The 12,569-nt window shown below is 59.9% G+C and carries 11 protein-coding genes; 5 read left to right on the plus strand and 6 right to left on the minus strand.

Features of this window, described 5'->3' with window-relative positions:
• Positions 1-33 precede the first annotated feature (33 nt).
• From ABFX35_RS10520 to ABFX35_RS10540, 5 genes are all read right to left on the minus strand, one after another.
• Positions 34-633: a TetR/AcrR family transcriptional regulator gene (locus tag ABFX35_RS10520; protein WP_346080742.1), complete on the minus strand. Its 600-nt coding sequence runs from the start codon at positions 631-633 to the stop codon at positions 34-36.
• Positions 634-819: 186 nt separating this feature from the next.
• The gene (locus ABFX35_RS10525; protein WP_346080744.1) at positions 820-1,956 is read right to left on the minus strand and encodes an L-dopachrome tautomerase-related protein; all 1,137 of its coding nucleotides are present in this window, start codon (positions 1,954-1,956) and stop codon (positions 820-822) included.
• Positions 1,957-1,996: 40 nt separating this feature from the next.
• Positions 1,997-3,457, minus strand: a complete 1,461-nt coding sequence (locus tag ABFX35_RS10530) for an MFS transporter (protein ID WP_230469524.1) — start codon at positions 3,455-3,457, stop codon at positions 1,997-1,999.
• Positions 3,458-3,524: 67 nt separating this feature from the next.
• A complete protein-coding gene (locus tag ABFX35_RS10535) occupies positions 3,525-4,217 on the minus strand; it encodes an RraA family protein (protein ID WP_095848228.1) in 693 nt (230 codons plus the stop codon).
• Entirely contained in the window at positions 4,214-5,200 is a 987-nt protein-coding gene (locus tag ABFX35_RS10540; RefSeq protein WP_346080747.1) for a hydroxyacid dehydrogenase, read from the minus strand. Before ABFX35_RS10540 ends, ABFX35_RS10535 begins: the two co-directional genes overlap by 4 nt.
• 107 nt (positions 5,201-5,307) lie before the next feature.
• Between ABFX35_RS10540 and ABFX35_RS10545 the strand changes: the two genes are divergently transcribed.
• The 5 genes from ABFX35_RS10545 to ABFX35_RS10565 all read left to right on the plus strand — a co-directional run bounded on the left by ABFX35_RS10545 (position 5,308) and on the right by ABFX35_RS10565 (position 11,052).
• Complete coding sequence (locus ABFX35_RS10545; RefSeq protein WP_346080749.1) at positions 5,308-6,222, plus strand: LysR family transcriptional regulator; 915 nt, start codon at positions 5,308-5,310, stop codon at positions 6,220-6,222.
• Between the two features lie 330 nt (positions 6,223-6,552).
• On the plus strand, positions 6,553-7,026 hold the full coding sequence (locus ABFX35_RS10550; protein WP_346080751.1) for a GlcG/HbpS family heme-binding protein: 474 nt from the start codon (positions 6,553-6,555) through the stop codon (positions 7,024-7,026).
• A gap of 358 nt (positions 7,027-7,384) precedes the next feature.
• Positions 7,385-8,032 carry a sugar dehydrogenase complex small subunit gene (locus ABFX35_RS10555; protein WP_279026454.1) on the plus strand — a complete coding sequence of 216 codons (648 nt, stop codon included), beginning with the start codon at positions 7,385-7,387 and terminating at the stop codon, positions 8,030-8,032.
• Positions 8,033-8,043: 11 nt separating this feature from the next.
• Complete coding sequence (locus ABFX35_RS10560) at positions 8,044-9,636, plus strand: GMC family oxidoreductase (RefSeq protein ID WP_279026453.1); 1,593 nt, start codon at positions 8,044-8,046, stop codon at positions 9,634-9,636.
• A gap of 3 nt (positions 9,637-9,639) precedes the next feature.
• Positions 9,640-11,052: a c-type cytochrome gene (locus ABFX35_RS10565; RefSeq protein ID WP_346080754.1), complete on the plus strand. Its 1,413-nt coding sequence runs from the start codon at positions 9,640-9,642 to the stop codon at positions 11,050-11,052.
• A 53-nt stretch (positions 11,053-11,105) separates the two neighbouring features.
• On the opposite strand, the gene ABFX35_RS10570 is transcribed toward ABFX35_RS10565, so the two are convergent.
• A complete protein-coding gene (locus ABFX35_RS10570; protein WP_346080756.1) occupies positions 11,106-12,395 on the minus strand; it encodes an acid phosphatase in 1,290 nt (429 codons plus the stop codon).
• Positions 12,396-12,569 lie beyond the last annotated feature (174 nt).

Below are 12,569 nucleotides of genomic sequence, written 5' to 3' on the forward strand. Positions count from 1 at the left end.
GTAATACGGTGGAAATTGAATACGGCCAACGCCCTAGGGAGCGATCAGCCGTTCAGTGGTCATTAACGCCTGGCGCAACGGCGCCTTATCACGGGTGAGCTTCGCCAGCAGCGCCGCCCCCAGCCAAAGTTGATACAACGCCTGGGCCACAACCTGCGGCGCATCGCCGGCAGGCAACGAGCCGTCGCGGCGGCCGGCGGCGACCATTTCAGCGATGCGCGCCGTCAACAACGCCACGCCGTCACACAGAATCAGCCGCATGTCTTCGGACAAATCCGCCACTTCCGCCGCCAGTTTGACCACCAGGCAGCTTTCGGCCCAGCCCCCCAACAGCGGATCGTCAATCCATGCGTGCCAGTAACGCATCAAGCGCTGGCGCCCGCCTTCCGTCCCGGCCAGCAACTCATCAAGACGCTGCACGTAGGCATCGACGTACTGCTGAAGCAGTGCGCAGCCAAACGCTTCTTTCGAGGGAAAGTAGTGGTAGAAAGAGCCTTTCGGCACGCCGCAGGCAGCCAGGATCTCTTTCAGCCCCACGCCGACAAACCCTTTCTGCAGCACCAGCGTTTGCCCGGCAGCGAGGATATGCAGGCGGGTTTGTTCGCCCTTGTTGGTTTTGGTTATCGTGTACATGGCGGTCACTATAGTTAAAAATAGACCGGTCGTCTAGTAAGATAATTAAATGGACTACGGTAAGTGTAGTCTTCAGGGGAGAGCGGCAACAGTTTCGCTGGCAGCGCCAGGGGTTCCCCTGGCGTTAGCCGGCCATCCCGGGGGCCAAAGCGCACAACATGCCTCTTTTGGCCCCCGGCGCTGTCGTCAGGTGTGGTCGCGGGGTGATGGCGCAATCGGCAAAGCGAGCTTATACAGCTTCACCGGGTACTGCACGGTGGAAGGTTTGCCGCCGGTGGTGGCCGGCGTTCGGTTGATTTGGGCCGACGGCATCCACAGGGCGCCGTGGCTAATCCACATCGCATCAATCCAGATCAGCCGCGGATCCTGAATCACCGTGCTAACCTGCCCCGCCGGCGTGATCCGCTTAATGCTGCGGGTGTTAATGTCCGAGGCATAAAGATTGCCTTGCGCATCGATCGCCGTACCGCCAGTGCTCCAGGTATCCAGCCATTTTTCAGCGTGCTTGTTCACCTCTTGTGCCGGCAGCGTTTCATCATCCAGATAACGGGTGGCGATGCGCGCCAGCGGCCCGGGGATCGCCTGGTAGTATAGCCATTTGCCGTCTGGCGAGACTTCCAACTGATCCAGGCCGACGCGTTTCTCCCGGCCATCGCGCAGGTACAGTTTTTTACCGTCGGCATAAATCGGCGCATGATCGATGGATAATGGGTGCCGTTCGAGCACCCGGCGCGCCTGGCGCGTTTCCAGGTTAAGCACCACCAGCCCTTCCGCGCCCGGATCGGTGATATAGACATATTTGCCGTTAAAACGCAGATCGTCGAGATAACTGTTGGTCTTGAGAACCGGCGGCGCAATCGGATAGACGTCAAGCACCTGATTGCTGCTCAGGCTGATTTTCACCAGTTTGCCGGCCCCTGGCACCGCCTTGTCGCCGGTACCGATACCCTTGTTGCCGGCGTCGATCGCCCATAAATTGCCGTCTGGCCCGATACGCAACGCGTTAACGTGCAGGAACTGTTTTTGCGGCGCCTTGCCGGGTTGCCATTGGTTCCAGGCGGCATCGGGATAAGGCTGCAACTTACCGTTCTGCCCCACCTCCACCAACTGCCATCCCGGCCCTTCAGACTGCGTGAGCGAAGCGAAAATACGCCCGTCCTGGCTAACCACCACCCCGTTCCATACATGGGGTGAAGTGGCCGCCTGCTGCAAACGCTGATCAAGTTGCGTCGGCAATACCGGTGGCAGGGTATCCTGCGCCATCGCCTGCGCTGTCAGCAGGCCGGCGAACGCCAACAGCTGAATTTTTGCGATTACTTGCATATTCACTCCTTTTTGCAAAATTGAATAATCCGCCGCACCCTTAGCCTGAAATATCTTCCAGGCGGCGCCCCAGCGTTTTTGGCCCAAAGGTGCCAATGGTGAACACCACAATCGCCATCGCGGCGGAGATCACGGCAAACACTGCGCTAACGCCAAAGGTATGCAAGACATAGGCGATGGTGAAGCCGGAGAACATGGCGCTGATACGGCTGACGGAATACACCAGGCCGATGGCTTTGGCGCGGATCCGGGTGGGGAATAGCTCCGCCTGATAGGTGCGGTAGGAAAAGGTCATGCAGGTGCTGGCTAAAGAGAGCAACAGCCCCATCGCCACCAGCATCACCGGCTGTGACTGCCAGGAAAACAGCGTGCCGATGCACGCCATCGCCAACGCCGCGCCGGAGACCAGCCATTTGCGTTCGATACGATCGGCAAACAGCATCGCCAACAGCGGGCCCAGCGGGCTGGCGAAAGCGATCAGGAAGGAATAGAACAGGCTGTGGGTAAAGGTAACCCCTTTGGCCGCCAGCAGCGTGGGGATCCAACTGGCAAAACCGTAATAGCCGATGGATTGAAAAAAGTTAAACACCAGCAGCATGATGGTGCGCCGCCGGTACGGTGGGCGCCACATCTCGTTGGCCACCGCCGGCCCCGCCACGGCCGGCACAGCAACGGTGGTTTCCGCAACCGGCGGCAGCGGTTTGCCGGTGCTGACGATCACGCGCGCCTCCAGGCGCCGCACGATATCTTCGGCTTCCTGATAGCGCCCCTGCTGCACCAGCCAGCGTGGGCTTTCCGGCAGGCCGATGCGGATAATCCACACGACGATCGCCCCCAGCGAGCCAAACAGCACCACCCAGCGCCAGCCGGTGATCCCCATCGGCGCCAAAGGCACCAGTTGCCAGGAGAGAAAGGCGATGGTCGGGATCGAGGTGTATTGAATCGCCTGCACAAAGGCATAGGAGCGCCCACGCAGGCGGGCGGGAATAAATTCAGACACATAGGCATCGATCGTCACCAGCTCCGCGCCAACGCCGATGCCGGTAATAATGCGCCAGAAGACAATCCAGCCGGCATCGTGTTGGAACGCCATGATGGCGCCGGCCAGCGCATAGAGCATCAGCGCCACCACGAAGATCCGGCGCCGGCCAAACCGGTCGGCAACCGAAGCCACCAGAAAGGTGCCGATGAAAACGCCAAAGAACATCGCGGCGACAAAGGCCCCCAGGCTGCCGAGATCAAAAAAATGCTGGCCGCCGTGGGTGAAAATGCCCTCTTTCACCATGCCCGGGCCGATATAGGCGGTGAGGAAAACATCAAAAACCTCAAACCAACCGCCCAGGGCCAGCGCGGCGATAACCAGCCATACCGGCCGTGCGGCGGGCAAACGATCGAGCCGGGCGGAAAGTTGCGCGCCGAAGTGTTGCAGTTCCTCCGCGGCCATATTGTTATGCCAGGCCATCGGCGGCGGCAGGAACGTCAGTGCGGAATGCTTCGTCATGTAGGGTACCTTCCAATTCACATTATAATTATTGAATTCACGCCAGAAGCTGTTTCCTTATGCCGGGTTAGACCGGGCATCCTTTGGCGCGCAGCAACGCGTTGAAACGCTCGGGATCGGTGGTGCCGGCGGCATTGTTGGCGCGGATTTTTTCCTCACGCCGGGCATGCGCCTCAACCTGCGGCAGCAGGGCTTCAACCTCCGCCAACGGGATCGCCACCACGCCATCGGCGTCGCCCACCACTAAATCCCCCGGCGCCACCAGCAACCCGGCGCAGGATACCGGCACGTTGACTTCACCCGGGCCGTCTTTACTTGGCCCGCGCAGCGTATTGCCACGGGCGAATACCGCCACGCCGCCCTCGGCCCATTCGTTGAGATCGCGGATGGCGCCGTCGATCACAAAGCCGGCGATGCCTTTGGCGACGGCCGAAGTGCGCATCAGGCCGCCAATCAGCGCCTGGGTCAAATCGCCGGCGCCGTCCACCACGATCACATCGCCCGGCTGGGCCATCTCAATCGCTTTATGGATCATCAAATTATCTCCCGGCCGTACTTTAACCGTGATCGCCGGGCCGCACATCACCAGTTCGCGGTCGCCGTGATAGGGTTGCAGGCCGCGCGCCGCGACGCTGCGCCCCATACAGTCGCCGATATTCGGCACCGGCAGCCGACGGTAGGCGGCGATAATAGCGGCGGAAGGCAGTTGTTCACGCTGGCCGATAAAATAACCGGCCGGCCAATTATTGCGTGTGGTCATTGGTTGTTCTCCTGTTTGAGCACTTCGGGGTTGACGCACGCCCGCGCATTAATACGGTGGTGCTGAAGGTAATCCAGGCATTGCTGTGCGGCGGAACGGGCTACCGCATCCAGCGCCGCCGGCGTGGCGCCGCCGACATGCGGCGTCATCACGACATTGTCCAACTGCATAAAGGGATGGCCGGCCGGCAACGGCTCCACGGCAAAGGTATCCAGGCCTGCGGCGGCAACCCGGCCGCTGCGCAGCGCCGCCACCAGCGCGGCTTCATCGATCAGTTCACCGCGCGAGGTATTGAGGACTATCGCCCCGTTGGGCAACAGCGCCAGCGTTTCGGCATTGAGTAAATTGCGCGTATGCGGCGTCACCGGGCAGTGCAGACTCAGCACATCCGCGCGTTGCAGCAGCGCCTCCAGCGTCGGCATGCGAGCGATATCCTGCTGCGGGCCATCGGCACTGACCGCCGGATCGAAATACACCACCGTCATCCCGATGGCCTGCGCGATTTTCGCCACCCGGCGGCCGATTTCACCGAACCCGACCAACCCCAGGGTGCTGCCCAACAGTTCTTTACCGTCGCCGGTGCGTGTCCAGCGGCCGGAACGTATTTCATGCTGAAAAAAGGCGATGCGGCGGGCGGCGCTTAGCAACAGGCCAACGGTCAGTTCGGCCACCGACTGAGCATTAGTGGCCGGCGTCGTCAGCACCGGGATGCCGCGCGTACTGGCGGCGGGCACATCGATGTTCGTCACGCCTACGCCGTGTTTGCAAATCACCCGCAGCGATGGGCAAGCGGCAATCGCCGCCGCCGATAGCGTTACCGTGCGGGAGATCACCGCGTCGTAGGCATGGGCCGCCATCAACCGCTCCACTTCCTGCGGATCGTCGTTGTGTTGCAGGTAGTGCACTTCACAGCCGGCCTCCGCGAGGAGCCGTTTGCCTTCAGCCCCGAGCGTGGTGGCCGTCATCAGAAATCTGAACGTCATTTGTTACTCCACTTGTTGCTGCGTTGTTAATTTTCTGTTCATATTGGCACTGCGAATCAATAAAAAATATTGTCCGATACTTATCAATTCATTCCCGAGGGGAATCGATGGAACTCAAAGACCTGCACTATCTGCTGGCGATTTATGAAACGGGCCATATGGGGAAAGCCGCGCTGAGCCTGGGGATCACGCAGCCTGCCTTGTCAAAATGCATTCAACGGCTGGAGAAAATTTACGCAGCGCGGCTGCTTTATAAGGCCGGCCGCGGCATCAAACTGACGGAGGCGGGTTTGCTACTTTGTGAGCGGGCTCAAAAAATAGTCCAGCTTAATAAGACGACGCAGCGCGAGATCGCCGCACTGGCCGAGGGGACCGCCGGTTATGTTCGCATCGGCGCGGCGGCCACCGCGGCGGAATTTATGCTGCCGTGTCTGACCAACCAGTTGCTGGCGCAGGCGCCCACGGTTCAGTTGGAACTCAAGGTGGGGATGAACGATCTCCTGCAAGGGATGCTGCGGGAAAATCAGTTGGATTTAGTCATTGGTTTCTTACCGGAAAACGAACAGGGGGATGAATTCACCATGCGCCCGCTGCAACAAGAACCGGTAGTGGTGGTGGCTGGCCACGATCACCCGCTGGCGGGCCAGCGGCCCAAGCTGCAAACGCTGGCGCAGTATGGTTGGTTGTTGCCTTCGCGCACGGTTGCCACCCGGCAATGGCTGGAGCAGCGTTTAAAAAGCCTGGGCTGCCCGCCGCCGCGCGTACAGATCGAGGCCAATTCGCTTGCCGTGCTACCCCGATTGATTAGCCAAACCCGCTTGCTGAGTTTCGTCTCGCGCCGCATCCTGCAGGAAAAGCAATCCGCCATTCCGTTGGTAGAGATCCCCCTGCCGGAGCTGACCATGCCACGCACCTTCGGTTTGCTGTTCCATTCCTGGACCGAACTTTCGCCAACCGCGCGCAATATTGTCCGGATCGCGGAAAAGTGCTGGCCATTTAATAAAAATGAGTCACCCATGTAGCGCGAACAAATAATCGCCAGTAATAACGAGAAATGATAAATAATAGTCATACCAATCATAACTGAAAGGAATAAGTTTAATCACTGAATTATCCCCGTGGGAAAATAACTCACCCACGGGCTACGCCATAAAAACAAAATACATATTTTGTCGTAATTTATTACTTATTCCAGATAACAAATCAGATTAGGGGCGTTTGTTTTTACCAAAAGTTAATGCTATTAAAAGCGTGAAATTTATTACCGAATATCCCCTTCATACTCTCAGCGGCAGGCGCGTTGGTTTTGCCGCTGCACAAAGGGTGTTGGGCATGACAACAGGAAGAAAAACATGACGTCAGGTTTCCTTGCCGGCCGCTTCGCTTTATTGGGCGCGCTGTGTCTCTTTACCCCTTTCTTATCCCAAGCGGCCACCCAGACGATTCTGGCGCAAAGCGATGCGGCGAAACTTATCAGCGCCGGCGAGCAAAAAGCAGCGGCGTTGCATGACGCGGTTTGCATCGCGGTGGTCGACCAATCCGGCACCTTGCTCTCCTTTGTGCGCATGGATAACGCCCCGCTGGGCTGCGTCGATTCCGCCATCCTGAAGGCCCGGGCGGCCGCGCTGTATCGCACCCCGACCATAAAATATATGCAACGCGCTAATGGTAATGAGCCCGCCGTCGCCACCTTGCCTGGCATGGTTCCCCTGGGCGGCGGCACGCCGGTGAAACTGGACGGCGCAGCGGTGGGTGCGGTAGGCGTGAGCGGCGCGGCCAACCCGGATGAAGTGGCCATTTCGGAAGCGGCCGCGCTGGGTCTGTAAACATTGCCTAACAGAGGCATTAATTATCTCGCTGTTATTTTACCCTGCCGGCGGTTTTTTATACCGCGGCGGCCTGATGCTTTATTTAGCGCGGGTTTTCGTGGCCACCACGCACGCTAACCCGGTTAACGTTTAATTATTTCGGCAGGCCGGCGCACAAAAAACCGCTCCCAATAATGCCAATGGCTAAGCGACGACATTATTTCCCCTGTGCAATAAATCAACGGGGAAAAAACCGCAGTAGAACACACTGCCACCCATCGAGGCGGGTAGCGCCAACTGCCGCAAGGAACACCGGGAAATAAAAAATGACGCGTGGATTTTCAATTTTAAAAATAACCCATCACTGGAGACAAACGTGGACAGGCGAAAATTCCTAAAACTAATGGCATCCACCCCCGTTATTCTGTCGCTACCTTTACATGCGGCTAATAATATGTCTAACGCACCTGCAAGCGATATTTTGGCCGTCAGCGAACGGCTGACCGGCCGGCAGGGCCTGGATCCGATCATTGCCGAGCGGATTAAACAGTTGCTTACCGCGCAAGACCCTACCTTCCCCAATCGGTTAACCACGCTGGCGGCGGCGCTAAACGCCGACGGCGCCGCCAACCGTGAGGCCGTCATCAACGCATTGTCGGATGAAAACGTCGCCACTGCGCTGGCGATCATCAGCCCCTGGTACCTGGGCTATACCGGCACGCCCTCCACCACCAAAGCCGTGGATGATGCCAAATTCGTCACTTTCCTTTCCGCGCTGATGTACGAACCCACCGCCGACAACACCATCCGCCCAAGCTATGCCCGCGCCGGCGGCGACTATTGGGCCGAGCCGCCGCACGGGGTAAACGCACCGGCGATGCCGGAAAATATCCGGCAATGGGGGGAAAACTCGCCCAAGGCAGCCCCCACAATCCCCGAACCCGATGAAATCTGGCTGGCGCTGGTCGATGGCCGGGCGAAGAACCTCGCAGAAGCCACTGCGTTGATCAAGAAACACGCGTAAGGAAGCAGGCAATGAGTGATTTTGATGCGGATGTGATCATCATCGGCTCCGGCGCGCTGGGCGCCAACGCCGCCTATCAACTGGCCAAGGCCGGCAAATCAGTGATTATGCTGGAAGCCGGGCCTTATATTTCACGCTGGAAGGTGGTGGAAAACTACCGCAACAGCGCAAGCAAACGCAACTGGTGCGCCCCCTATCCCAACCTGCCCTGGGCGCCCAACTCCTATACCGAAGGCTATGTTGATGCCGCCGGCGACGACGATTTCCAATATGTCACCAGCTTCCTTAAAGTCGCCGGCGGCAGCACCCGCCACTGGGCTTCGGCCTGCTGGCGACTGCTGCCCAATGACTTCAAACTGAAAAGCGTGTATGGCGTCGGCCGCGACTGGCCCATCGCCTATGCCGATCTGGAGCCCTGGTACCTGAAAGCCGAACGGGAAATCGGCGTGGTGGGCACCGGCGAGGAAGACCAAAGCGGCCAAGGGCGTGGTGCCTACCCACCGCGCTCAGCCGAGTATCCGCTGCCGCCGGAAGCCAAGCCCTACATGGTGCAGCGCATGCAGGCCAAGCTCGGCCCGCTGGGCTACCAGGTGATCCACGAGCCGCACGCCCGCGTGTCACGCCCTTACGACGGCCGCCCGGCCTGCGCCGGCAACAATAACTGTGAGCCGGTTTGCCCGATCGGCGCCATGTATTCAGGCGATATGCACGTGGATAAGGCCGTGGCGCTCGGCGTCGATCTGCGCACCGAATCCGTCGCCTACCGGTTGGAAAAAGGGCCGAACAACCGTATTGTCGCCGTGCACTATCGCAAGCCGGACGGCAGCGATACCCGCCTGACCGCCCGCTACTTCATCCTGGCGGCGCATGGCCTGGAAACGCCGAAACTGCTGTTGATGTCCGACGTTGCCAACAGCTCCGATCAGGTTGGCCGTAATTTGATGGACCACACCGGCCTGAGCATGACCTTTCTGGCCGATGAACCGCTCTGGACCGGGCGCGGCTCGGTGCAGCACGGCACCATCGCCAACCGCCGCGACGAAGCCTCGCGCGCCCAGCATTCCGCCATCCGCTACAGCCTGCGCAACCTGGTGCCGAACGTTGACGTGACCCCGCCACTGCTGAAAGCCGGCATTATGGGACCGGCGTTGGACGAAGCCATTCGCGATCGCGCCTCGCGCATCATGAACATCAGCACCATGAGCGAAACCCTGCCCGATCCCAACAACCGGGTGCAACCCAACTATGCGCGCCGCGATGCCATCGGCCTGCCGATGCTCAAGGTGAATTACCATCTGGACAGCTACGTGCGCGGGATGCGCCCGCAGGCTTATAAAGACTTCGCCAATTTCCTGCAGGCCTTCGGCGGTGACATCATCGAAGCGCCCACCGGCTGGCGCAACCAGTTTCACATCATGGGCACCGTCATCATGGGGAGCAATCCGGCGGATTCCGTGGTCGACGCGGACTGCCGCACCCACGATCACCCCAACCTGTTCCTTGCCACTACCGGCGTGATGCCGACTTCCGCCACCGTCAACCCAACGCTGACCGGGATCGCGCTGGCGTTGCGCATGGCCGACACCATTATCAGGGAGATGTGAACGATGAGACTTCCCATGATGCGCACCGCTACCGGCACGCTGCTGTTAAGCCTCTGCGGCGCCGCCCACGCCGCCACTGCGGATGCCGATCCGGAACTGGTTCAGCGCGGCGCTTATCTGGCCACCGCCGGGGACTGCGCCGCCTGCCATCAAAACCCTACGCACGGCGACGGTTTTTCCGGCGGTTATGCACTGCAATCGCCGTTGGGCACGATTTATGGTTCGAACATCACCCCGTCGTTGAAATACGGCATCGGGCAGTATTCCCTGGAGGACTTCACCCGCGTGATGCGCAAAGGGGTCGCCCCGGGGAATCATTACCTTTACCCGGCGATGCCCTACACCGCCTTTGCCGGGATGAGCGATGACGATCTGAAGGCGCTCTATTCCTATCTGATGCTCGGCGTGAAACCGGTGGATAAACCCGCGCCGGAAACCAAACTCGGCTTTCCTTTCTCGCTACGCCCGGCGATGTTCTTTTGGAATGCGCTGTTCCTGAATCAGGGGGTGGTGCCCGGCGCCGATGCCGCGCCGGGCAGCAGTGAGCGCGGCGAGTACCTGGTCAAAACCCTGGCGCACTGTTCCACCTGCCACACGCCGCGCAACCTGATGATGGCGGAATCCGGCGATAAACTGCTGGCCGGCGGCAAGGTGAATGGCTGGACGGCGCCCAATATCACGCCGGATCCGGCGGCCGGCATCGGCAACTGGCGCCAGGATGAGATTGTCACCTATCTGAAAACCGGTGCCCTGCACGGTAAAGCGATTGCGGCCGGAGAGATGGGCACAGCGGTTTCCGCCTCTTTTTCCAAACTGGACGACAGCGATCTGCTCAGCATCGCTCGCTACCTGCGTGGCGTGCCGCCTATCAACAACGGCGAAACCACGCCGCGTTCGGGCGGCACCCACTCGGCGCCCGCGCCGTTGGGGCAGATCGAAACCGGCATGTCCGCCGATATTCGTAGCTATATCGACACCGCTAACATGAGCGGCGCACAGATATATAACGGCGCCTGCGCGGCCTGCCATGGTAACGACGGGCGCGGCACGCAAGACGCGCAACACTTCTATCCGTCGCTGGTCGGCTCATCCGCCGTCGGTTCGGCCGATCCGGCCAACCTGATCATGACCGTCGCGGAGGGGGTTAATCGCGTGACGCCCGCCGGGCATGCCTTTATGCCGGCCTTCGCCAACCAGTTCACCAGCGCCGAGCTGACCAAGGTCGTGGACTATGTTTCGACGGCGTTTGGTTCGCCGACGCATCATGTTAGCCAACGCACGGTGGAGGAAACATTGCAAAGCGGCCAGCCCAACGCGTTGTTGCGCTATGCCGGGGCGATAATCTGGGCGGGGGTTGCCGTGGTGGCGTTGGGGGTAGCCGGGTTCAGCATCCGGCGGCGTAAGAAACGCACTTAGCGATCGGCGCATGCCAGCCAGAAACCTGGCTGGCATGTTTTATCGGCGGGGTGTTAACCGTGGTGGGTGCTCAGTACTGCATCATGCAGGTTCAGGCGCTGCCAGAAATTCTGCTCGCCCTCACCGCCGGACAGCGCATAACCATCCGCCAGCGCCGTGCGCGCCATCAGGCGGCGGCGTTCTGCGCTGCTCAGGCCAGGCAACGGCGCTTCCAGCAACACTTCGGCCCCGGCCGGCACCGTTACCGCGCCGGCGGCGTTAGGCACGGCTTTCGGCAAGCCATAGGTCATGGTATAGCGGTAGAAATGCGTCATCGCCGGTGCGGTGTAAGGATCGCTCTCCCCTTGCGGGCGGGCGCACTCCTTCAGGCTCATGCCGCAGGCTTTCGCCAGGGCCGCGCGCAGTTGGGTTTTGGCCTCGTCAAACAGCACCCGGTATTTAGGATCGTTCAGGTAGTTGGCGACGTTGCGCTCGGTGATCATCCGCGAACCCATAACGTCCAACGGGTAGTGTACCCCTAACACCACGCGCGAGAAGCCATAGCGCGCACCGCGATCGACCAGCGGCACAAAACGCTCTGGGATCATTTCCGCCATCAGCAGCGCATCGGTATAACCGGTATTGGTATGGCCGCTGGGGAAGGCGCCGCCGTCTGCGCTGTAGGGTTTATTGTCTTTTATCACCACCGAATCCGGCACCAGATGAATGGTGTTGCCCGGCACCTGGAACGGGCGCGGGTAATTGAAGTGCTTTTTAGCCGCGCTGGTGCTGACTTCACTGGCTTTAATCAGCGCCGCGGCCTTGTTCAGTTCGCCTTTGTTATAGGCTTCAATGAAGGCGGCGCCCAGGCGCGGGCCGAGGGCTTCGGCCAGGAAATACAGGTGGTTGATGCCTTCAGCATCCACCAGCGCCTGCGCCCTTTCCCCTGCCGGGGCTTCCAGGTTGATCTGGGTGACCGTCGCCAGGCTTTTGGCCTTAATGTCGGCCGACAAGGTGTTGAACGACTCCAGGATGGCAATGCCGGCCTGCTGGTTTTTCTCGGTGGCGAAATCATAGCCGCTGGCTTTCAACCAGGCGGTATCCGCCTGCAGTTTGCTCTGTTTCGCTTTCTCCAGCATATCGCGCTGCAACACCGGCGCATCGCCTTTCAACGCCTGCAACAGGCTTTCCCGCACCTGGTTATCCAACGTAATAAACGCCGGCTGCCGGCTATCAGGGGTGGTCGTTTCGACAATGGTGGTCACCCGGCTAAGATCGGGCGCGGCATCCACCGTTTTAGCGGCAACGAACTGAGGTGACAATAACGAGCAGGTTATCGCAACGACGAGGGGGGAAATACGCATGATGTGTTCCTTAATGGCACTTATTTTAATCAGCAACGCTGTGCTGTATTGGTCTGCCATGAAAATAGAACCCTTAAGTGACAGTTTTATGTCAAGAAATATCAGCTCACACTTTTTCGCCGGCGGCGCTCTGTACGCCCGCCAAGTGCACCCCCCGCTGCGTTACTGGCGCGG

The sequence above is a fragment of the Gibbsiella dentisursi genome (assembly GCF_039539505.1).
GTDB classification, from domain to species: domain Bacteria; phylum Pseudomonadota; class Gammaproteobacteria; order Enterobacterales; family Enterobacteriaceae; genus Gibbsiella; species Gibbsiella quercinecans.